The following is a 21,165-nucleotide window of genomic DNA, read 5'->3' as shown; positions in this document are numbered from 1 at the left end:
GCGGAAACACGACTCGAGCAACGAAGTTGGGGGACACCGTGACGCACACGCGGCTCGGACACATCGACGAGGACTCCTCGCGCGGCATCGTGCGCGCGCCCGACCTCGCGCGGGTCACCATCCTGGCCAAGCACACCCAGGTGGACATGGCGATTCCGGTGGATGTCCCGGTGGCGCTCGTCATCCCGAGCGTGGTCGACATGGTCGCCCAGCACAGCCGCAGCAACGAGTTCGACAACGAGGGCGAGCGCTTCGAGCCCGCCGAGTGGGTGCTGGCCCGGATCGGCCACCCGCCCTTCTCCAACTCGCTGAGCCTCGGCGAGCACGGCGTCCGCGACGGCGAGCTGCTGATGCTGGAGAGCGCATCGCAGACCGCGCCGACCCCGCTCTTCGACGACATCATGTACAACGTCGCGATCGCCGACGCGAACCACTTCCGCGGCTGGACCCCGCGCAGCGCCCGGCTCACCGGCGCGGTGCTCGCGGCGCTGACCATGCTGGTCGGCTGTCTCGGGCTGCTGCTCGCGCCGGATGCCATGCCGGTCTGGGTGAGCGGCTCGATCGCGCTGGCGGTGGCGATCCTGCTGGTGGTGGTCGGCATGGTGCTGAGCCGGATGTACGGCGACACCTCGGCCTCGCTCGTGCTCGCCGGCTGCGCGCTGCCGCCCGCGTTCAGCGCGGGCATGCTCTACGTGCCCGATCACTACGGCTGGGCGCACATCCTGCTCGGCTCGGTGCTGCTCGGGGCGACCGCGGTGCTGGCGTGGCGGGTCACCGGGGTCGGGCTCGGGCTGTTCATCGGCGCGGCGACGCTGGCGGTGTTCACGGCGCCCGCGGCCATGGTGGGGCTGCTCACCGAGCATCCGGTGCGAGCCATCGGGGCGGTGCTCGCCGCGGCCGCGCTCGGCGGGCTCTCGCTGGCGCCGCGGGTCTCCATGCTGCTCGCCAAGCTGCCGCTGCCGCCGGTGCCATCGCCGGGCACCCCGATCGACCCGACCGAGGACGATCCGGACGACCACCGCGCGCTGCCGACCATGGAGGTGCTGCGCGCCAAGTCGGAGCGGGCCAGGATGTACCTGGCCGGGCTGGTCACCGCGACCACGCTGGTCACCGTGGCCGGGGCGCTGGCGGCGGCCGATCCGGAGGCGGAGACGCCGTACTGGCAGGGGATCGCGCTCGCGCTGGTCTGCGCGGTGGTGCTGGCCTTCCGCAGCCGCACCTACGCCGGTGCCGAGCAGGCGGTGGTGCTGATCGCGGGCGGGGCGGGGATCGCGCTCGCCATGCTGGTCGGGATGGCGATCGAGATGGAGCAGCCGCTGCTGGTCTTCGGTGCGGCCATGCTGCTGCTGGTCGCGGCGCTCGTCCTCGGCATGGTGGTGCCGAACCAGACCGCGACGCCGCCGATGCGCCGCGCGGTGGAGCTGCTGGAGTACGCCTTCGTCGCCGCGGTGCTGCCGCTGGTCTTCTGGGTGGCCGAGCTCTACGCCCTCGTCCGCGGGTTGTGAGCCCGGTGCGGCGATTCGCGGCTCTCGCGGCCGCGCTCGGGGTAGCGGCAACGCTGGCCGCCGGACCAGCGCTGGCCGACAACCGGCCGCCGATCGTCGACCCGGGGGCGCTGCCCGCCGGGGACCCCGCGGCACCGCCGGGCAAGACCGAGCGCCCGGGGAACGCCGCCTGCTACAGCACCCAGCAGGGTGGGGACGGCCCGTCCGTCCCGCCGACCCAGCGGACGCTCGACCTGGATCGGGCCTGGCAGTTCTCGCGCGGCGCCGGCCAGGTGGTCGCGGTGATCGACACCGGCGTCTCCCCGCACCCCCGGCTGCCCAACCTGACTCCGCTCGGCGATTTCGTCGCCGCCGGCGGCGACGGCAGCGAGGACTGCGACGCGCACGGCACCGTCGTCGCGGGCATCATCGGCGCCAGCCAGCTGCCGGACCAGGGCTTCTCGGGGGTGGCGCCGGAGGCGCGGCTGCTCAGCATCAGGCAGACCAGCGCGCTCTACCAGGAGGAGGGGGCGGGCCGGAACAAGGGCCCGGACGACATGCCGGACGGCTACGGCAAGGTCTCCGCCCTGGCCTCGGCGGTGCGCAGGGCCGCGGACGCGGGCGCCACCGTCATCAATATCTCGCTGGTCGCCTGCCCCACCGAGAAGCCGGAGAGCCGCGAGTTCGCCGCGCTCGGCGCGGCGGTCCGCTACGCCGCGCTGGAGCGCGACGCCGTGATCGTGACCTCGGCGGGCAACACCGACGCCTGCAAGTCGAGCAACCCGGGGCTCGACCCGCTCGACCCCGGCGCCGACCCGTGGACCCGGGTCACCTCCTACGTCGCGCCCGCCTGGTTCGACCAGTACGTGCTCTCGGTCGGTTCGATCGATGCCGCGGGCGCGCCGTCGGCGTTCACCGTGCCGGGCCCGTGGGTCGGGGTGGCCGCGCCCGGCGAGAACGTGGTCTCGCTGGACGCCCGCGCCGGCGGCACCTCCAACGGCAAGTACACCAACCAGGGCCAGTACACCGCCTACAGCGGCACCAGCTTCGCCGCGCCGTACGTCTCCGGGGTCGCCGCGCTGGTGCGCGCCCGCTTTCCGGAGCTGAGCAGCGCCGAGGTCATCCGGCGGATCCAGGCCACCGCGCACGCCCCGGCCGAGGGCTGGAACCCCTACGTCGGGTACGGCACCGTCGACCCGGTCGCGGCGCTCACCAACGAGGTGCCCGCCGCGCTGCCCGCCAAGATCCCGGCCGCGGCGGTGAGCGTCCAGCTGGCGGTCCCGGCACCCGCACCCGCCCCGGACGACACCGCGCGGAACGTCGCGCTGATCGGCACCGCGGTGATCGTGGCCGCCGGTGTGCTCGGCTACCTGGCCTCCTTCCCGATCCGCCGCCGCTTCGGCGTGCACGAGGACGCGACCTGAGCCACCGGGTGCCAGGGGCCTGCACCGTGTAGCGTCGGCGCTCGGCACCGCGAAACATGTGGTGACCACGTCCGATCGAACCGGGTAGCTGCCATGACGAGGGTGACTGCGACGCCGAGCCGCCGGGAGGCCTGGGAGCGCGCGACCAATGTGCCGATGCTGCTGCTCGCCCTAATCTTCCTCGGCACCTACGCCTGGTACGTGCTCGACACCGGCGCCTCGCCGCACCTCGACACCTGGCTGGCCCGGATCGACCTGGTGATCTGGGCGGCCTTCGCCGCCGACTTCGTCATCCGCATGGCGCTCTCCCGCGACCGCTGGCAGTTCCTGCGCAAGCACCCGCTCGAGTTGCTGATCGTGCTGGTTCCGCCGTTCCGGCCGCTGCGGCTGGTGCGCGCGGCGCTGCTCATGCTCGGCACGCTGAACCGGGCGCGGCTCACCCGCTTCCGGCTCTCCATCTACGTCGGCACCAGTTCGTTGCTGGTGATCCTGCTGTGCAGCCTTGCCTTCTTCGACGCCGAATACGGCGCGCCGGACGCCAAGATCCAGAACTACGGGGACGCGCTGTGGTGGTCCGCGGTCACGGTGACGACGGTCGGCTACGGCGACTACTACCCGGTGACACCGGAGGGCAGGCTGGTCGCGCTGATCCTGATGACCTTCGGCATCGGGCTGATCGGCTTCGCCATCGGAACCACGACCAGCTGGGTGTTCGACCAGCTGAAGGCGGTCGAGGCGAGTGCCGACCAGAGCGAGCGGCAGCTCGGCACGCTGCTCGACGAGGTGCGGGCGCTGCGCGCCGAGGTCGCCGAGCTGCGCCGGGAGCCGGCCGCGGCGAACGGGCCGCCCGGCGCGGCGGACGACCGGCCGGTCGGCGCGGACCCCGCCCCGACCGGCTGACACCCGCGGCCGCGGCCGGCACGGTTCCTTCCCCCGAACGGTGCTCTCACCGGCGCAACACAGTACAGTTTCGCGGAGATTGCTTTTCAGTTCGGCCAGCGGAAACGGCCGGCATTGGTGTTGCTTGGGGGACGACGATGGCCGAACCTGTCGGCGCGGGCCCACGCCCGTTGCTCGGACGGATATCACTGCAGAATCTGCTGGTCGCGCAGATCATCGGGCTGGGGGCCGGATTGATCGCGCTGACCGCGGGGCTCGGCGGGCTGCCCGCGCTCGGCATCGTCATCGCCGCGGCCGTACTACCGCTCATCCCCGTCGCCAAACGCACTGTGCTGGACTGGATCTCGACCGCCTGGGGGTACTCCACCCGGCGCGGCTACGAGCTCGGCGACACCGTCGACTTCCGCGGCCCGGACGGCCGCTCGCACGGGCTGTACTGGGACGGCAGCCGGGTGGTGACGGTGGTCGAGGTGCTTCCCCCGCTCGGCGGGCTCACCCGGATCGCCCGCACCACCGTGCACGCCTCGCACCTGCTGCCGCTGCCCGAGCTCGCGCAGTGCCTGAATCAGCACGACATCCTGCTCAGCGGGATCGACATCATCAGCCATGGTCACCGCAGCCGCTCCGGCACCCCGGCCGGCGCGATCTACGAATCGCTGCTCGGGCCGCTGCCCGCGACCGCGCACCGGACGGTCTGGCTGGCCATCGCCTTCGACGCGGTGCGCTGTCCCGGCGCGGCCGAGCGGCGCGGCGGCGGCAACAGCGGCGCGGCGCGCGCCGTCACCATCGCGACCCAGCGCATCGTGCGCGCGCTGGAGGACGCGGACTGCGCGGCCCGCATCCTCACCGCATCCGAGATCCGCACCGCCGTGCTCCAGGTGACCGGCGGCTTCGACCCGCGCGAGCTGGCTCACCGCTGGCGCTACGCCGAGATCGGCAACGCGGTGAACATCGGCACCGCGGTCGACCCCGGGCGGCTCGGCTCCGACCTGCTCGCCCAGCTCTGGGTGGCGCCGTCGCGCGGCACGACGGTCGCGGTCCGGCTGCGGCCGGGCAGCAACGCCGAGTCGGTGAGCATCGGCGCGGCCTGGCGGCTCTCCGCCCGCGAACTGCCGGAGAAGCCCAAGCTCTCCGGCATGGTCTCGATGAACGGCAGGCACCGGGACGCGCTGCTGGCGCACCTGCCGCTGGCCGTGCCCGGCGTGGACGAGACGGTGCCGATGGCCGAGTACCCGATCGAGGTGCTCGGCGCGCTGCACCTGCCATCCTCCGGCTGCGGGCAGCTGATCGGCTCGGACGAGGAGGGCAACGGCGTCGCCATGCGGCTCGTCGGCAGCGGCATCTCCACCGTCTACCTGGCCGGCGAGCTGTACCTGGCGCAGCAGCTGGTGTTCCGCGCGCTCGCGGTCGGCGAGCGCATCCTGATCCGCACCGACCGCCCGCACGCCTGGGAGAACCTGGTGACAACGATCGGCAACCCGGAGCGGCTCGGGATCGCGGTCGAGACGCACCAGTCGGACGCCGATTTCACCGCGGCGGTGGTGGACGGCGTGCTCGCCCCGCCCCCGCACGCGGGCGTCACCACCATCTACGTCACCGGCGACCCGTCGGCCTGGCCAGCCACCAGGCCGGACCTCTCGCTGCACCAGCCGGGCGCCATCGGCAACCACGTCATCCTGCGGACCGGCACCGCGCAGGCGCACCTGACGCTGGTCTCCATTCCGCGCGAGTCGACCTACATCGGGCAGCCGCGCGGCCGTCGCGCGATGGCGAACCAGTAGCGCTCAGCCCGGGTAGGGGCCGGCATCCCGCGCGGTGCGCAGGGCCTTGCCCCACCAGCTCAGCTGCCGCAGCATCCGGCCTGCGCCGTCGATCGCGGCGCCGTCGGCGGTCTCGCCCTCGGCGCCGAACTGCCCCCTGACCCGGTGGAAGCTCACCGACTCGCGAACCGAGACCATGTGCACCTCGGCCACCACCTGGCGCAGCTGCTCCACCGCGCGCAGGCCGCCGGAGACCCCGCCGTAGGAGACGAAGCCGACGGGCTTGCCGCGCCACTCGTGCTTGGCGCTGTCGATCGCGGTCTTGAGCGCGGCCGGGTAACCGTGGTTGTACTCGGAGGTGACGAGCACGAAGGCATCGGCGGCGGCCAGCCTGCGCCGGAAGAGGCGAACCGCGTCGTTCTCGCTGAGGTCCTGCGGCAGCGGGAACTCCAGGAGATCCAGCTTGCCGGTGTCGAAATCGGGGTCGGCCCTGACCGTACGCAGGAACCAGTCCGCCACGGTCGGCGCGAACCGGCCCGCCCGCACGCTGCCGACGATCACCTCCAGCCGCAGCGGGGACTGCGCCCGGCCGAGCCTGGCCGCGCCGCTCACGGCAGCTCGAAGGGGAGCGTGACGCCGTCGTGCACCCGGCAGCGGGCGCAGGTCTCGGTGCTCTCGGTGGCGGCCACCGCGCGCCGGACGAGCTCCTTGAACGGCACCAGGTTGCGCTCGAACTCGGCGAAGACGTCGACCGCGTGCACGCCGTCGCCCGCCGCCAGCCCGGCGTCCAGGTCGGTCACCAACGCCACCGCGGCGTAGCACATCTCCAGTTCGCGGGCGAGCACCGATTCCGGGTAGCCGGTCATATTGACCAGGTCCCAGCCCTGCGCGGCGAACCAGCGGCTCTCGGCGCGGGTGGAGAAGCGGGTGCCCTGCACCACGACCATGGTGCCGCCGGACTCGAGCGACAGCCCCGCCACCCCGGACTTCGGCACGGCGGCGCGCAGCTCGGCGCAGTACGGGTCGGCGAACGAGACGTGCACACCGCCGCCGTCGAAGTAGGTCTGCTCGCGGCCGGAGGTGCGGTCGACGAGCTGGTCCGGCACCGCGACGGTGCCCGGTCCCCAGTCGGCGCGCAGGCTGCCCACCGCGCACGGCGCGAAGATCCGGCGCACGCCGAGCGTGCGCAGCGCCCAGAGGTTGGCCCGGTACGGCAGGGTGTGCGGCGCGAACTCGTGCTTCCCGCCGTGCCGCGGCAGGAAGGCGACCGGCCTGCCCGCCACCTCACCGACCGCGATCGGCGCGCTCGGCGCACCGTAGGGGGTCTGCACCTCGAGCTGCTCGGCGGCACCGTCGAAGAAGTCGTAGAACCCACTGCCACCGATGACGGCGAGGGCGGGCCTGCGGTCCGAAGTCATGGGTCGATTCTCCGTGGCGGCGGCGCGGCTCGGACGGGCGGGGCCGGATGGGTGGATCACACCCCGACCGGTCGGGCGAGCACGGTGCGCGGCAGGATGGGCGCTGTGATGTCGCGTGCGGCGCTCGGCGTGTGGTTGACGGTGGCCTCCGGACTGGCCTTCGCGGCGTCGGGGCCGCTGGTGAAGGCGGTGCTCGGCGCGGGCTGGTCGGCGGGGGCGGTGCTCGCGGCGCGGCTCACCGGTGCCGCCGCGGTGATGCTTCTGCTGGCGGCCTTCGCCGACCCGAGGGGGCTGTGGGCGGGCCGCCGTGAACTGCGCACCGTCGTTCCGTTCGGCGCCGTCGGGGTGGCCGGGGTGCAGGCCTCGTTCTTTCTCTCGCTGGCGACGCTGCAGGTCGCGGTGACGCTGATGATCCAGTTCCTGGCGCCGGTCGTGGTGATCGCCTGGCACTGGGTGGTCGGGCGCAGGCGGCCGAGCACCGGAACGCTGGCCGGCGCGGCGGTGACGCTGGCCGGTGCCGCGCTGGTGGTCCAGGTGTTCGGCGCGGGCAGCCCGGACCCGGTCGGACTGGCCTGGGCCGGGCTCTCCATGATCGGCAACGCGGTCTTCTTCCTGCTCTCCGAGCGCAGTACGGCCCGGCTCAGCCCGGTCGCGCTGCTCGGCTCCGGGCTCACCGTCGCCGCGTTGACCACCTGGCTGCTGATCGGGATCGGGGCGCTGCCGCTGGTCGTCGGCGCCGGCACCGCGCTCATGGACCACCGCGAGCTGCCGGTGCCGCTCGCGCTCACCCTGCTCGTCCTGGTGAGCACGGTGCTCGCCTACCTGTGCGGGGTCGCCGGCGCCGCCCGGCTCGGCGCCACGCTCATGTCGCTGGTGCTGCTGAGCGAGGTGCTCTTCGCGGTCGGGCTCTCCTGGCTGCTGCTCGGCGAGGCGGTGACACCGCTGCAGCTGGTCGGATCGGTGCTGGTGGTGGCCGGTCTGGCGGTCGCGAACCGGGCCGCCGAGCCGGTGATTGCTGTACCCTTGGGGGGTATCGAACCAGACGAGGAGGGCCGGTGACCGACGCCAGTCGCGAGCACGACCACACCGGGCGCGGCTACATCACCGCGAAGGACGACTACCTCAAGCGGCTGCGCCGCATCGAGGGGCAGGCGCGCGGGTTGCAGCGCATGGTCGAGGAGGAGAAGTACTGCATCGACATCCTCACCCAGGTCTCGGCCATGACGAAGGCGCTGCAGGCGGTCGCGGTCGGGCTGCTCGAGGATCACATCAGCCACTGCGTCGTCGACGCCGCCGTCGCGGGCGGCCCCGAAGCGGAGGCGAAGATCAAAGAGGCGACCGAGGCGATCGCCCGCCTGGTCCGCTCCTGAGCCGAGCGATCCGGCACGCCTCCGGCCGCAAGCTCAGCGCGGAGACAAGTCGAGCCCCCGGACGCGGATGCGAGATCAGCCGCCGCAGCACCCCGGTCCGGGCACGGTGCGCATTTCTCGGGTCTGCGCGTTGCGCGCGGCGAGATCGGCATCGGCCGGGTAGTCGACGGCGACCAGGCTGAGCCCGTGCGCCGGGGCGACGGTGACCGAACTGGAGCGCTCCCGCTCGAGCAGCAGACTCCCGACCCACTCGGGCGTCCGCCGCCCCTCACCGACGGCGAGCACCGCCCCGACCAGACTCCGCACCATGGACCAGCAGAAAGCATCCGCGCTGACGAAAGCGGTGAGCGCGTACCCCGACTGCTCCCAGTCGAAGCGCTGCAACTCACGCACCGTGGTCGCCCCCTCGCGCCGACGGCAGAAGGCCGCGAAATCGTGCAGCCCCAGCAACTTCCGCGAAGCCGCACGCATGGCCGCCACATCGAGGCCGGCCCTGGCGGGCACCACCCCGCGTGCGGCAAGCGGATCGGCACCGTACGGCGCGGTGGTCAACCGATAGACGTAGTGCCGCCGCACAGCGGAGAACCGAGCATCGAAATCCGCGGGCGCGGGCCGAGCACCGGTGACCCGGACGTCCTTCGGCAGGAACCGAGCCAGCCGATGCACCAGCTTGGGCCCGTCGAACTCCCCCGCGGTGTCGAAGTGCGCGACCTGCCCCTCCGCATGCACCCCCGCATCGGTGCGCCCCGCCACGGTGAGCTGAACGGGCGAGCGGAAAACCTTGCTCAGCGACTCCTCCAGCACCCCCTGCACGGTCCGCAACCCAGGCTGCCGAGCCCACCCGGTGAAATCGGTCCCGTCGTAACTGATGTCGAGCCGCACGCGAACGAGCCCGCCACCCTCGCGGGTGACGGGCTCGTCGCCGGAATCCGGAGTCAGCTCAGGATTCCTTCTTGTCCTCGGCGGCCTTGTCCTCGGCGGCCTCGGCCTCGGGCGCCTCGGCGGCGGCCTCCGCCTCGGTCTCCTCGACCTCGGTCTCCTCGGCGGCGGGCGCCTCGGCGACCGGCTCGGCCTTCTTGGAGGCGGCCACGCGGCGAGCGCGATCGGCCTCGTTGGACACGGTCTTCTCCCGGACCAGCTCGATCACGGCCATGGGGGCGTTGTCGCCCTTGCGCGGCAGCGTCTTGGTGATGCGGGTGTAGCCGCCTTCGCGACCCTCGAACGACGGGCCGATCGTGGCGAACAGCTCGTGCACGACGGTCTTGTTCCGGATCACCTTGAGCACCTCGCGACGGTCGGCGAGGGTGCCGCCCTTCGCCTTGGTGACCAGCTTCTCGGCGTACGGGCGCAGCGCCTTGGCCTTGGATTCGGTGGTCGTGATCCGACCGTGCTCGAAGAGCGCCGTCGCCAGGTTGGCGAAGATCGCCTTCTGGTGCGACGCCGACCCGCCGAAGCGAGCACCCTTCTTGGGCTTGGGCATTTCACTGTCTCCTTGTTGATTGCGCCCCTCGCGGGGCCCGGCGGCGGCTACGCTCCGCTACCGCCTCTGGGCCTGACGCTCTCGGCGCATGAGAGGCCGCAGCCCGGGGATGCCTCCCCGGGGGGACCTAGAGCTGTTCGGTCTCGGCGTAGTCCTGCTCGCCGCCGTCGGTATCGGTGAACGTTCCGCTGTCGCTCCAGGTCCCGGTGTTCGCGTCGTACCCGACCACGGAGGACGGGTCGAACGAGGCCGGGCTGTCCTTCAGCGAGAGGCCGAGCGCGTGCAGCTTGACCTTGACCTCGTCGATGGACTTCTGGCCGAAGTTGCGGATGTCGAGCAGATCCGACTCGGTGCGGGCGACGAGCTCGCCCACCGTGTGCACACCCTCACGCTTGAGGCAGTTGTAGGAGCGGACGGTGAGATCCAGGTCCTCGATCGGCAGCCCGAACGAGGCGATGTGATCCGCCTCGGCGGGCGACGGCCCGATCTCGATGCCCTCGGCCTCCACATTCAGCTCGCGGGCCAGGCCGAAGAGCTCGACCAGGGTCTTGCCCGCCGAAGCGAGCGCGTCCCGCGCGGTGATGGAGTTCTTGGTCTCGACGTCCAGCACGAGCCGGTCGAAGTCGGTGCGCTGCTCGACGCGGGTGGCCTCGACCTTGTAGGTCACCTTGAGCACCGGCGAGTAGATCGAATCGACCGGGATCCGGCCGATCTCCGCACCGGACGCCTTGTTCTGCACGGCGGGCACATAGCCGCGGCCCCGCTCGACGACCAGCTCGATCTCGAGCTTGCCCTTGTCGTTCAGAGTGGCGATGTGCATGTCCGGGTTGTGTACGACGACGCCGGCCGGGGGCACGATGTCACCGGCGGTGACGGTGCCTGGGCCCTGCTTGCGGACGTACATCGTCACCGGCTCGTCCTCCTCCGAGGACACGACCAGGCCCTTGAGGTTCAGGATGATGTCGGTGACATCCTCCTTGACCCCGGGGACGGTGGTGAACTCGTGGAGCACGCCGTCGATGCGGATGCTCGTGACCGCGGCCCCCGGGATCGAGGACAGCAGGGTACGGCGCAGCGAGTTGCCGAGGGTGTAGCCGAAGCCCGGCTCGAGTGGTTCGATGGTGAACTTCGAGCGGTTCTCCGCGACGACCTCTTCGGTCAGCGTCGGACGCTGGGAAATCAGCAAGGGATCATCCTCCTGTGTGGGCGCCCGCTATTTGACGCCTCGTGGTGGGGGTGTTGCGCGTGGCCACCGCGAACGGCGGCCACGCACCAGCAGCGCTGACCTACTTCGAGTAGTACTCGACGATCAGCTGTTCCTGCAGCGGCACATCGATCTGGGCGCGCTCCGGCTCCTGATGGATCAGGATCCGCAGCCGGCCCGGGAGCACCTGCAGCCAGCCCGGGAGGGGCCGGTCGCCGACGGTCTCGCGCGCCACCTGGAAGGGCAGCGTCGGCAGCGACTTCTCCTTGACATCGATGATGTCGTACTGGCTGACGCGGTAGCTGGGCACGTCGACCTTCTTGCCGTTGACCAGGAAGTGGCCGTGGCTCACGAGCTGACGGGCCTGCCGCCGGGTCCGGGCGATGCCGGCGCGGTAGACGACGTTGTCGAGGCGGGTCTCCAGCAGGCGAAGCAGGTTGTCACCCGTCTTGCCCTTCTGCCGGTTCGCCTCTTCGTAGTAGCGGCGGAACTGCTTCTCCATGACGCCGTAGGAGAAGCGGGCCTTCTGCTTCTCCTGCAGCTGGAGCAGGTACTCGCTCTCCTTGATCCGCGCCCGGCCGTGCTGGCCGGGCGGGTAGGGGCGCCGCTCGAAGGCCTGGTCGCCGCCGACCAGGTCGACGCGCAGACGCCGCGACTTGCGGGTGATGGGTCCGGTATAACGGGCCATGTCGTTCTACTTCCTTTCCCGCTATTAGACGCGACGCCGCTTGGGCGGACGGCAGCCGTTGTGCGGCTGCGGGGTGACATCGGAGATCGTGCCCACTTCCAGGCCAGCGGCCTGCAGCGAACGGATCGCGGTCTCGCGGCCCGAACCCGGGCCCTTGACGAACACGTCGACCTTCTTGACGCCGTTCTCCTGCGCCTTGCGGGCAGCGTTCTCGGCGGCCAGCTGGGCGGCGAACGGGGTCGACTTGCGCGAGCCCTTGAACCCGACGTGGCCCGAGGACGCCCAGGAGATGACGTTGCCCGCGGGGTCGGTGATCGACACGATCGTGTTGTTGAACGTGCTCTTGATGTGCGCGTGGCCGTGCGGGACGTTCTTCTTTTCCCTGCGACGCGACTTCTGGGTCTTCTTCGGGCCCGAGGCCCGGCTCTTCGGAGGCATCGGTTCCCTTACTTCTTCTTACCGGCGACGGTCTTCTTCGGGCCCTTGCGAGTGCGCGCGTTGGTCTTGGTGCGCTGGCCCCGCACGGGCAGGCCGCGACGATGCCGGATGCCCTGGTAGCAACCGATCTCGATCTTGCGGCGGATGTCGGCCTGCACCTCGCGGCGCAGGTCGCCCTCGACCTTCAGGTCCGACGCCTCGATGTAGTCGCGGAGCCGGGTCAGGTCGTCGTCGCTCAGATCCTTCGACCGCAGGTCGGGGCTGACCCCGGTGGCGGCGAGGATCTCGTGGGAACGGGTACGGCCGATGCCGAAAATGTAGGTCAGCGCGATCTCCATGCGCTTTTCGCGCGGGAGATCGACGCCCATGAGACGTGCCATCTGGCAGGTTCCTTAATGTTGCGGAGGTCTGCTCCCTGTCCATCCCCTCGTCTGGGGCACCGGCCTCCGTTCCGGTGGTGAGCGCACACGCCCGGGTGGATCTCACGACCCACCCGTTCCCAAGCGTGTGGCTGGCGCTGGGAGTTTCTTCGGTCAAGCCCGATCAGCGATCGGTGCTCGGTGGTGTCAGCCCTGACGCTGCTTGTGCCGCAGGTTCTCGCAGATCACCATGACCCGCCCGTGCCGGCGGATCACCTTGCACTTCTCGCAGATCTTCTTGACGCTCGGCTGAACCTTCACGTCCGTCCAATCTCTTACTGTGGCCCACGGTGTGTGGACACAACTTTTCCCCAGCCCGACGGCTGGGGAAGCTCTGCTGCGTGCTCGCCGGGGCGAGCCCGTCACTTGTAGCGGTAGACGATCCGGCCGCGGGACAGGTCGTAGGGCGACAGCTCGACGACCACCCGATCCTCGGGAAGGATGCGGATGTAGTGCTGCCGCATCTTCCCGCTGATGTGCGCGAGAACCTTGTGTCCGTTCTCGAGCTCGATCCGGAACATCGCATTCGGCAGCGGCTCGACAACCCGACCCTCGACCTCGATGGCCCCGTCTTTTTTCGCCATGTCCTCCGCGATCCCGGTTACGCTCAACCTGGTGTGATTACTGCTCTGGTCCTACCGGCGCCGGCACCGCACCGTCCGAGCACCAGCGAACAATCGAACGTCGAAAACGGATCGAATGTTCCCGGGTGAACGCATGCCTGTAGGCGCACCGTCTTCCCAGGATACCGAGGGGCCGCCGATCAGGCAAAATCGCCCCTTCCGCGCCGCGCCCGGACGGTCCCGTAAACTGACCCCCTGAGTCCAGCGAAACGGTCCAGCACATCGAGGGGGACAGGTGAGCCGCAACGACGACGGCCTCCCCATGCTGCCGCCGTGGCTCTCGGAGAGCGAAGTCACGCAGGTCGGCTACGAAGCACCCGTGCAGAACCTGCCGTCCGACGACGAGGCGCCCGCGCCGCGCCGTTCCCGGTTCCGCAATCGCGCCCCCGAGGGGGAGCGGCCCGAGGTCGGGCGGCGGGAGAAGCGGCGGCGCGGTTGGCGGCGCGGAGACGAGGCGCCCGCGGCCGGCGGCGAGCAGGCGGAGCCGGGCGGGCGTGCGGCGGTCGAGCCGGAGCGGTGGGGCTTCGGGCATGGTGAATCCGGGGGCGATTCGGGGCTTTTCGCGCCGCGGCAGGACGGGAGCGGTCAGCCCGGGTACGGAGCGCAATACGGGGAGTTCGTCTCGGGGAACGGCGATTCCGGTTCGGGAGCGCAGCCGGCCGAGTTCGCGCCGGGAAGCGACGCCGCCGACTACCGAACGCGGCCGTCGGAATTTCCGCCGCAGGGCGGCGCGGCCGGAGCTGGGCAGCAGCGGGCCGAGTTCGCATTGCGCGATGGGGAGTTCGGTTCCGGGCAGCAGCGCGGCGAGTTCGAGGCGGAGCTTCCCGTGCCGCGGCCGCCTGCCGAGCAGGCGGCGGGGTTCGGTAGCGATGCGCTCGGGCAGCGGGGCGAGCCCGTGCCCGCTGAGGCTCGGCGGGACGACGATCGGAACGGGCGCGCGCGGCACGAGCTGCGGGAGGCCGGGCCGGGAGACGAGGCGCTGCGGGATCCGCGCACCGGCGCGGTGGCGCCGGAGGAGAGCCCGCGGCCGACGCTGCCGACTCGCAACCCCTCGCAGCCTTCGAGCGCGTTCGAGCCGCTCGGTGCTGGGGCGAGCGCCGCGGGCGGGCTGCGCGAGACATCGGTGATCAGGGAGCGGCGCAGGGCGCGGCCCGAACTGCCGCCGCCACCGGAACGGCTGCCGGTACCCAGCAACACCACGGACGAGGAGCCGGACGAGGCCGCGCCGCATCGCGATCTGGCCGAGTTCCGCGAGGGGCTCTCCGCGCTGCACCGGGATGCCGAGGTGGAGCCCGACCCGGACGAGCCGCTGGAGCGCGGGCAGATCGGTACGCCGGACGCGCTTCCGCCGCGCGCCCCGGTCGCCCCGGTCACCGGCGGCAGCGTGCCGCCGTGGCAGGGGCCGACCGGCAACGGTGGCGGGCCGCACGGCGCCGAGCAGCCCGAGAGCGCACCGGAACCGCCCGCGCCGGAACCGGATTCGTCGGCGTACCGCTCGGCACCGAGCCTGCCGGTCGCGCCGCAGCAGTTCGACCTGCCCGCGGCGGGCCCGCTCTACCCGCCCGCTCCCCCGCACGCCGCGCCCACCGCCTACCCGACCCCGCCCGTCGGGAACGGCTCGGCCGCACCGCATCCCGCACCGTCGCCGCCGCCCTACAGCACCGCGCCGACGAACCAGGTTCCCCCCGCCTACGGCCCCGCCCCGGCGAACGAGGCCCCCTCGTCCTACGGCTCCGCGCCGACCGGCGAGGCATCTTCCCCGTATTCCCCGTACGGCACCGGCGCGACGAGCGATGCGCCGTCGCCCTACGGCCCCGGCGCGAACGGGGCGCCGCCGCAGGACGGCGATCCGAACCGGCTGCCGGGGCACCAGCAGTATCGGTCGGAGCCGAATCAGCCGCTCGCGAGCCAGGTTCCGCCGCAGTTCGGGACCGGCCAGGATCAGGCTGCCCCGGCGTACGGCCCCGACCCGAACCGGCCCGGACCGAATCAGCTGCCGCCGAATCACTTCCCGCAGGCCCAGTACCGCTCCGACCCGGGCCACCCGCTGGCGAACCAGGCTCCGCCGTACGGCCCCGGCCCGAACCAGTTCCGCCCGCAGTACGGCCAGGGGCCGAACCAGCCACCGGCGAACCAGATTCCGCCGTACGGCCCCGGCCCGGGCCAGCACCCGTTCCAGCCGGGCAGGCCGGTCAACGCGACCCCGCCGAACGTCTACGGCTCCACCCCGCCCCCATCCCTGGACGACGTCCCCATGCGCCGGGCGAAGAAGTCGCCGGGCAGCGGCTGGCGCAAGGCCGTGCACCACGTCTCCGGCGGCGCCATCAACCCGGGCATGTCGGCCGAGGAGCGCCGGTTGCAGGAGCTGGTGGCCCGGATCCGGCAGCCGGTCCGCGGCGACTACCGGATCGCGGTGCTCTCGCTGAAGGGCGGCGTCGGCAAGACGACGACCACCATGGGGCTCGGCTCGATCTTCGCCTCGATCCGCGGCGACCGGGTGATCGCGGTCGACGCCAACCCGGACTTCGGCACGCTCTCCCAGCGGGTGCCGCTGCAGACCCGCTCGACCGTGCGCGACCTGCTGCTCGACCCCGCGATCCAGCGCTACTCCGACGTCCGCAGGCACACCTCGCAGGGCACCTCGCGGCTGGAGGTGCTGGCGAGCGAGCGCGACCCGGCCGCCTCCGAGGCGTTCAGCGACGAGGAGTACCGCGCGGTCGCGCGCATTCTGCAGCGCTTCTACAACATCATCCTGACCGACTGCGGCACCGGCCTCATGCACTCGGCCATGACCGGCGTGCTCGACACCGCGCACTCGCTGGTGCTGATCTCGTCGGCCGCCATCGACGGCGCGCGCAGCGCGGCGGCCACCCTGGACTGGCTCTCCCTGCACGGCCACGACCACCTGGTGCGCAATGCGGTGGTGGTGATCAACCTGCCGCGCGAGGGGTCGCCGACGGTCGGGGTGCAGCACCTGCGCGAGTACTTCCTGTCGCGCTGCCGCGCGGTGCACATCATCCCCTACGACGGGCACCTCTCCGAGGGTGCGGAGATCGACCTGCACCGCCTGCACAAGAACACCAAGCGGGCCTACGTCGAGCTCGCGGCGACGGTGGCCGACGACTTCGCCGTCTTCCGCGGCTGAGCAGGCGGAGAGCAGGCCCTCACCACTCCGGGAGCCTGCGCCTGCCCTCCAGCACGTCGCGCACCAGGTCGTCGTAGCCGTCGCTCAGCTCGGCGAGGTGGTGCCACGCGCTGTGCAGCCGGTCGTCGGCGGCGTCGAGGGTCATCAGCGCGCGGTGCGCGCGCACCGAGGACTCGGCGAGGCGGTCGATCACCGCACCGATGGTCTCGGTGTGCAGGGTGGCGCCGAGCCGGTGCTCCGGCACGCTGCGCGCCACCCAGTCGTCGATCGCCATCACGAGTTCACCTCGGCGGCGATCGATCTCGAGCAGCGCCGCCGACGCGATCGGCGACTCCGGGCCACCGGGGCCGATGCGCCGCTCGTGCAGCACCGCCAGATCGCGGGCGAACCACAGCAGCGGTCCGCCCACCACCCGATGCCCCCGCAGCGCACGGAGAAGCAGATCGGAAAAAGGTAGCTGCCCCGTTTCCGGGGCCCGATCCCCCGAATCGGCGCCCCTCGCCGTACCGGGAAAGGTCTTCACGACCGTAGAACTATCCGAACCTGCCACGTTGCCTCGCAGTCATCGCCGCACAACACCGGATCAGAGCGTTCAGAACGTTGACTACACTAAACCCCAGCCGGACCCTGTCAAGCGAAGTACCGCCCGCGACCGGAGCCCGTTTCCGAAGCGTTATCCAGCGCCTGCCTGCCGAAATTCCTTGTCGGCCGATGGTTTTACAGCGAAGACCGGTGGGTACGCACTGCGCTACTGGATCGGTGGCAGGTGCGCGATCTGCACCATCTCCAGCCCGCGCGAGCGGGAGATGAGCATGCCGCGCCCCGGCGGCAGCCGCTGCGGCCGGACGTCGCCGAAGAGCTTGCCCTCCTCGCGCGGGCCGCTCATCAGCAGCGCGTCCACCGACATGTTCTTCATGGCGCCCATGACATTGTCGAAGAGCGCCCTCGAGGCGCCGCCCGCCCGGCGGGCGATGATCAGGTGCAGCCCGATGTCGCGGGCCTGCGGCACGTACTCCATCAGCGGCAGCAGCGGATTCACCCCGGTGGCGACCATGTCGTAGTCGTCGACCACCACGTAGATCTCCGGACCGGACCACCAGGAGCGCTCGCGCAGCTGCTGCGGGGTGATGTCCGAGCCGGGGATGCGCTCGGCCATGTACCTGGCCAGCCCGGCCATCATCTGCCCCGAGGTCTGCGACGAGGTGCTGTAGCCGGCGAGGTGGTCGCCGTCGACGACGCCGAGCATGGTGCGCCGGTAGTCGATCAGGATCACCTTGGCCTGGTCCGGGGTGGCGTTCTCCAGGATGCCCATGACGATGTTGCGCAGCAGCGTCGTCTTGCCGGACTCCACGTCGGCGAGCGCCATGAAGTGCGGCTCGGTGCCGAAGTCGAGGACCACCGGCGCCAGCTCGTTCTCACCGATCCCGACCACCACCCGGGTCGGGCTGGTCCGGATTCCGTGCTCGGCGGCGACGGCGAGCACGTCCGCGCGCTCGGTCTGCAGCGGCAGCATCCGCACCTCGGGCGCGCGGCGGGCGCCCCACAGCTGCTCCAGCTGCTGCTTGGCGGCGACGACGCCGTCGGCGAGGGTGCCCGGATCGGAGTCGGAGTCCAGCCGGGGCAGCGCGACCAGCATGTGCAGCTGATCCGGGGTGAGGCCGCGGCCGGGGCGGCCCTGCGGCACCAGTGCGGCGGTGCGCCTGCCCATCTCGGAGTCGGTGGGGTCGCCGAGCCGCAGCTCGATCCTGGTGCCGATCTGGTCCTTGATCACCGGCCGGATCTCGCCCCAGCGGGAGGCGGCCAGGATGACGTGGATACCGAACGAGAGCCCCTGGCCGGCGATGGCGTTGATCTGCGGTTCCAGCGTGTCGAACTCCTCGCGCACGGCGGCCCACCCGTCGATCACCAGGAAGACGTCGCCGAACTGGTCGGCGGCGAGCGGGTCGCTCGCGTCGGCCTCGGTGCCGTTGATCAGCCTGGCCTCCAGCTGGGCGAACTTGCGCCGCCGGAACTCGGCCATGGACTCGATGCCGAGCTCGGCGAAGCGCTCCTCGCGCTGCCGCAGCAGCGTGGTCAGCTCGGCGATGGTGCGGCGCACCCGGTCGCTGTCCAGCCGCCCGGCCACCGAGCCGACGTGCGGGATCCCGGAGAGGCCGGAGAGGCTGCCGCCGCCGAAGTCGAGGCAGTAGAACTGCACCTGCTCCGGGGTGTGCGTGGCGGCCGCGGCCATGATCAGGGTGCGGACCGCGGTGGACTTGCCTGACTGCGGGCCGCCGACCACCGCGACGTTGCCGAGCGCGCCTGCCAGGTTCACGGTCAGCACGTCGCGGCGCTGTTCGTACGGCTTGTCGATGACGCCGATCGGCATCCACAGCTGGCCGTGCCGGTTCACCGGCGAGCGCCAGTCCGGGTCGGGCAGCAGCATGTCGACGGTGGGCGACTCGTCCAGCGGCGGCAGCCAGACCTCGTGCGCCGGTCGGCCGTGCCCGGTGAGGCGCTTGACCACCACGCCGAGCAGGGTGTCCGGCAGCCCCTCCTCCGCCGCGGCGGCTGCGCCGGGCGGCGGGGGCAGGTCGGGCAGCCCGGTGCGCTGCCGGACGACGGGTTCCGGCCGCTCCGGCAGCAACACCGGAGCCGCGGTGAAGACCGCGGGCGACTGCCCCCCGATCACCCCGCCCGCGGCCTCGCGGCCGGTGCTCGGCGAGACGTACGGGCCGGAGACGTAGGTGGCGTTGAACCGCAGCGGGTCGTCGGCGTCGCTCTTCAGGTAGCCGGAGCCGGGCACCGACGGCAGGTGGTAGGCGTCGGTGATGCCGAGTACCGCGCGGGATTCGTTGGCGGAGAAGGTGCGCAGGCCGATCCGGTAGGAGAGGTGCGAGTCGAGGCCGCGCAGCTTGTTCTCCTCCAGCCGCTGCGAGGCGAGCAGCAGGTGCACGTGCAGCGAGCGGCCGAGCCGGCCGATCATCACGAACAGGTCGGCGAAATCCGGCTTCTGCGAGAGCAGCTCGGAGAACTCGTCGACCACGACGAAGAGCGCGGGCAGCGGGTCGAGCGGTGCGCCCGCGGCCCTCGCCTTCTCGTAGTCGGTGACGTTGGCGAAGTTGCCCGCGGAGCGCAGCAGCTCCTGGCGGCGGTTCATCTCGCCGGCCAGCGCGTCCTTCATCCGGTCCACCATCGAGAGCTCTTCCTCGAGGTTGGTGATCACCGCGGCCACGTGCGGCAGCGAGTCGAGGCCGAGGAAGGTGGCGCCGCCCTTGAAGTCGACCAGCACCAGGTTCAGGTAGTCGGGCGAGTGCGTCGTCACCATGGAGAGCACCAGCGTGCGCAGGAATTCGGACTTGCCGGAGCCGGTGGCCCCGATGCACAGGCCGTGCGGGCCCATGCCGTTCTCCGCCGACTCCTTGATGTCGAGCTCCACCGGGGTGCCGTCCGGGGTGATGCCGATCGGCACCCGCAGCCGCTCCCGCGCGGTGCGCGGGCGCCACACCCGGGTCGGGTCGATCTGCGCGGCGTCCGGGATGCGGAGCAGCGACATCAGCCCGGGGTCGGTGCGGGTCTCGTCGCCGAGGCTGACGATCTGCGCCGCGGTGGCGATCCGGTAGCGGGCGAGGCCGCGGGCGAAGGCCACCGCCTCGGCGGTGCTCACCCGGTCGGCGGTGGCGAAGCGCTCGGTGCCCGCCGCGCTGCGCGCGCTCACCGCGCCGTCGGCAACCACGAGTTGCAGGCCGCGGCGCACGGCGAGGCCGTTCTCCGGCGCGGTCAGGTCGAGCACGGTGACGGCGTCGAGGCCGGACTCGGACACCAGCCGTTCGCTGCCGCTCACGTAGCCGTCGTCGATGACGACGACGAGGTGCAGCCTGCTCTGCCCGGGCTGCGGATTGCGCATGAAGCGGCCGCGTTCCAGCAGTTCGTCGCCGAGCGCGGTCTCCAGTTCGCCGAGCGAGCCGTACATCATCCGGGCCGAGCCCATGCCGTCGCGCTGCGCCGGGTGCTGCAGGTGCGGAAGCCATTTCGCCCAGGCCCAGGTGGGGCCGTCCGGATCGGCGCAGACGACGGCGACGGCCACGTGGTCGGGGCCGTGGAACGCGGTGAACTCCATCAGCATGGCGCGCACCAGGGTGCGCGACTCCTCCGGGTCGCCGGCGATGTCGATGGCGGGGAAGGCGCGCAGCGAGACCGCGGTCGGCAGCTCGTGCACCACCGAGTGGGTGCGCACGAAGCGGCGCAGCGCCACGGTGGAGACCGGCTCCAGATCCTCCAGCGGGCCGGTCTCCGGCCTGCCCAGTTTGGTGGCCAGCCGGTGGCTGCCGACCCCGACCCGCACGTGCCCGAAGTCCGGGTCCGCCGGGCGGCGCTCCCACATCCGCCTCGTCCCGATCACCGAGGGCAGGTCCGCCGGCTCCGGGTGACTCCAGAGCAGCGCCTCGAGCTGCTTGTTCCCGGTGCGCCGCACGTCCTTCCTGAGCTGGTCGAGGTAGCGGAAGTAGTCCTTGCGCTCCTCGTTCAGCTCGGCGGCGGACTTCGGGCCGCCGCCGCGGAAGCCGGCCATCATGCCGACCATCGACATGATCATCATCATCGGGAACATCATCATCATGGGGTTCTGCAGGAAGTTGCGCCCCATCATCACCATCATGGCGATCATGCCGACGACGGCGACCACCATGACCACCGGCATGAGCTTCATCAGCAGCGGCATGGGCAGCGGCCGCTGGATCTCCGGCGGCGAGTTCAGCGCCACCTCACCACCCGGGGCCCGGGGCGGGGCGATCCGGGGCCGCCGGACGAAGCCTTCGGTCACCATGGTCGGCT

19 protein-coding genes are annotated in these 21,165 nt (G+C 71.7%); 7 read left to right on the top strand and 12 right to left on the bottom strand.

The window, feature by feature from the left end; all coding sequences use genetic code 11:
• The first annotated feature begins 38 nt into the window (after positions 1 to 38).
• From eccD to eccE, 4 genes are all read left to right on the top strand, one after another.
• On the top strand, positions 39 to 1,505 hold the full coding sequence (gene eccD / locus ACFO0B_RS21630) for a type VII secretion integral membrane protein EccD (protein WP_378614345.1): 1,467 nt from the start codon (positions 39 to 41) through the stop codon (positions 1,503 to 1,505).
• A gap of 5 nt (positions 1,506 to 1,510) precedes the next feature.
• Complete coding sequence (mycP, locus tag ACFO0B_RS21625; protein WP_378614344.1) at positions 1,511 to 2,908, top strand: type VII secretion-associated serine protease mycosin; 1,398 nt, start codon at positions 1,511 to 1,513, stop codon at positions 2,906 to 2,908.
• Positions 2,909 to 3,001: 93 nt separating this feature from the next.
• Positions 3,002 to 3,808 carry a potassium channel family protein gene (locus ACFO0B_RS21620; protein ID WP_378614343.1) on the top strand — a complete coding sequence of 269 codons (807 nt, stop codon included), beginning with the start codon at positions 3,002 to 3,004 and terminating at the stop codon, positions 3,806 to 3,808.
• A 137-nt stretch (positions 3,809 to 3,945) separates the two neighbouring features.
• Positions 3,946 to 5,589, top strand: a complete 1,644-nt coding sequence (gene eccE, locus ACFO0B_RS21615) for a type VII secretion protein EccE (protein ID WP_378614342.1) — start codon at positions 3,946 to 3,948, stop codon at positions 5,587 to 5,589.
• A 3-nt stretch (positions 5,590 to 5,592) separates the two neighbouring features.
• Here the strand turns inward: eccE and ACFO0B_RS21610 are convergent, their stop codons facing one another.
• Positions 5,593 to 6,180, bottom strand: a complete 588-nt coding sequence (locus ACFO0B_RS21610) for an NADPH-dependent FMN reductase (protein ID WP_378614341.1) — start codon at positions 6,178 to 6,180, stop codon at positions 5,593 to 5,595.
• Positions 6,177 to 6,986, bottom strand: a complete 810-nt coding sequence (locus ACFO0B_RS21605; protein ID WP_378614340.1) for an S-methyl-5'-thioadenosine phosphorylase — start codon at positions 6,984 to 6,986, stop codon at positions 6,177 to 6,179. Before ACFO0B_RS21605 ends, ACFO0B_RS21610 begins: the two co-directional genes overlap by 4 nt.
• A gap of 108 nt (positions 6,987 to 7,094) precedes the next feature.
• Between ACFO0B_RS21605 and ACFO0B_RS21600 the strand changes: the two genes are divergently transcribed.
• Positions 7,095 to 8,045: an EamA family transporter gene (locus ACFO0B_RS21600; protein ID WP_378614578.1), complete on the top strand. Its 951-nt coding sequence runs from the start codon at positions 7,095 to 7,097 to the stop codon at positions 8,043 to 8,045.
• Entirely contained in the window at positions 8,042 to 8,356 is a 315-nt protein-coding gene (locus tag ACFO0B_RS21595) for a metal-sensitive transcriptional regulator (RefSeq protein ID WP_378614339.1), read from the top strand. Before ACFO0B_RS21600 ends, ACFO0B_RS21595 begins: the two co-directional genes overlap by 4 nt.
• 75 nt (positions 8,357 to 8,431) lie before the next feature.
• Here ACFO0B_RS21595 and truA read toward each other — a convergent pair whose 3' ends face one another.
• The 8 genes from truA to infA form a co-directional block, all read right to left on the bottom strand.
• The gene (gene truA / locus ACFO0B_RS21590; protein WP_378614577.1) at positions 8,432 to 9,295 is read right to left on the bottom strand and encodes a tRNA pseudouridine(38-40) synthase TruA; all 864 of its coding nucleotides are present in this window, start codon (positions 9,293 to 9,295) and stop codon (positions 8,432 to 8,434) included.
• A gap of 1 nt (position 9,296) precedes the next feature.
• Positions 9,297 to 9,836, bottom strand: a complete 540-nt coding sequence (gene rplQ / locus ACFO0B_RS21585) for a 50S ribosomal protein L17 (RefSeq protein ID WP_378614338.1) — start codon at positions 9,834 to 9,836, stop codon at positions 9,297 to 9,299.
• Between the two features lie 127 nt (positions 9,837 to 9,963).
• Positions 9,964 to 11,022: a DNA-directed RNA polymerase subunit alpha gene (locus tag ACFO0B_RS21580; RefSeq protein WP_378614337.1), complete on the bottom strand. Its 1,059-nt coding sequence runs from the start codon at positions 11,020 to 11,022 to the stop codon at positions 9,964 to 9,966.
• Positions 11,023 to 11,122: 100 nt separating this feature from the next.
• A complete protein-coding gene (gene rpsD / locus ACFO0B_RS21575; RefSeq protein ID WP_378614336.1) occupies positions 11,123 to 11,728 on the bottom strand; it encodes a 30S ribosomal protein S4 in 606 nt (201 codons plus the stop codon).
• Positions 11,729 to 11,752: 24 nt separating this feature from the next.
• On the bottom strand, positions 11,753 to 12,166 hold the full coding sequence (gene rpsK / locus ACFO0B_RS21570) for a 30S ribosomal protein S11 (RefSeq protein WP_040731638.1): 414 nt from the start codon (positions 12,164 to 12,166) through the stop codon (positions 11,753 to 11,755).
• An 8-nt stretch (positions 12,167 to 12,174) separates the two neighbouring features.
• Complete coding sequence (gene rpsM / locus ACFO0B_RS21565; RefSeq protein WP_067646720.1) at positions 12,175 to 12,546, bottom strand: 30S ribosomal protein S13; 372 nt, start codon at positions 12,544 to 12,546, stop codon at positions 12,175 to 12,177.
• A gap of 186 nt (positions 12,547 to 12,732) precedes the next feature.
• The gene (gene rpmJ / locus ACFO0B_RS21560; RefSeq protein ID WP_040686659.1) at positions 12,733 to 12,846 is read right to left on the bottom strand and encodes a 50S ribosomal protein L36; all 114 of its coding nucleotides are present in this window, start codon (positions 12,844 to 12,846) and stop codon (positions 12,733 to 12,735) included.
• Between the two features lie 101 nt (positions 12,847 to 12,947).
• The gene (infA, locus tag ACFO0B_RS21555) at positions 12,948 to 13,169 is read right to left on the bottom strand and encodes a translation initiation factor IF-1 (RefSeq protein ID WP_003418601.1); all 222 of its coding nucleotides are present in this window, start codon (positions 13,167 to 13,169) and stop codon (positions 12,948 to 12,950) included.
• A gap of 1,897 nt (positions 13,170 to 15,066) precedes the next feature.
• Here infA and ACFO0B_RS31540 point away from each other — a divergent pair.
• Positions 15,067 to 16,353 (top strand): nucleotide-binding protein, encoded by a 1,287-nt coding sequence (locus ACFO0B_RS31540; protein WP_449289803.1) that lies wholly within the window; start codon positions 15,067 to 15,069, stop codon positions 16,351 to 16,353.
• A 19-nt stretch (positions 16,354 to 16,372) separates the two neighbouring features.
• On the opposite strand, the gene ACFO0B_RS21545 is transcribed toward ACFO0B_RS31540, so the two are convergent.
• Both ACFO0B_RS21545 and eccCa read right to left on the bottom strand, forming a co-directional pair.
• Positions 16,373 to 16,762, bottom strand: coding sequence for a DUF4254 domain-containing protein (locus tag ACFO0B_RS21545; RefSeq protein WP_378614332.1), 390 nt, complete (start codon positions 16,760 to 16,762; stop codon positions 16,373 to 16,375).
• A gap of 339 nt (positions 16,763 to 17,101) precedes the next feature.
• Positions 17,102 to 21,157: a type VII secretion protein EccCa gene (eccCa, locus tag ACFO0B_RS21540; protein WP_378614330.1), complete on the bottom strand. Its 4,056-nt coding sequence runs from the start codon at positions 21,155 to 21,157 to the stop codon at positions 17,102 to 17,104.
• Positions 21,158 to 21,165 lie beyond the last annotated feature (8 nt).

It is taken from the genome of Nocardia jiangsuensis, from assembly GCF_042650385.1.
In the GTDB taxonomy this organism is placed as follows: Bacteria; Actinomycetota; Actinomycetes; order Mycobacteriales; family Mycobacteriaceae; genus Nocardia; species Nocardia jiangsuensis.
Note: the sequence above shows the minus strand (reverse complement) of the source record. Positions and strands in the feature narration are given on the sequence as shown.

Bases quoted from the DNA above. Each gene is read 5' to 3' on its own strand.
- rpsM (WP_067646720.1), bottom strand. From the start codon at position 12,546: ATGGCACGTCTCATGGGCGTCGATCTCCCGCGCGAAAAGCGCATGGAG.
- ACFO0B_RS21620 (WP_378614343.1), top strand. From the start codon at position 3,002: ATGACGAGGGTGACTGCGACGCCGAGCCGCCGGGAGGCCTGGGAGCGC.
- rpsD (WP_378614336.1), bottom strand. From the start codon at position 11,728: ATGGCCCGTTATACCGGACCCATCACCCGCAAGTCGCGGCGTCTGCGC.
- eccCa (WP_378614330.1), bottom strand. From the start codon at position 21,157: ATGGTGACCGAAGGCTTCGTCCGGCGGCCCCGGATCGCCCCGCCCCGG.
- infA (WP_003418601.1), bottom strand. From the start codon at position 13,169: ATGGCGAAAAAAGACGGGGCCATCGAGGTCGAGGGTCGGGTTGTCGAG.
- rpsK (WP_040731638.1), bottom strand. From the start codon at position 12,166: ATGCCTCCGAAGAGCCGGGCCTCGGGCCCGAAGAAGACCCAGAAGTCG.
- ACFO0B_RS21600 (WP_378614578.1), top strand. From the start codon at position 7,095: ATGTCGCGTGCGGCGCTCGGCGTGTGGTTGACGGTGGCCTCCGGACTG.
- ACFO0B_RS21605 (WP_378614340.1), bottom strand. From the start codon at position 6,986: ATGACTTCGGACCGCAGGCCCGCCCTCGCCGTCATCGGTGGCAGTGGG.
- eccE (WP_378614342.1), top strand. From the start codon at position 3,946: ATGGCCGAACCTGTCGGCGCGGGCCCACGCCCGTTGCTCGGACGGATA.
- rplQ (WP_378614338.1), bottom strand. From the start codon at position 9,836: ATGCCCAAGCCCAAGAAGGGTGCTCGCTTCGGCGGGTCGGCGTCGCAC.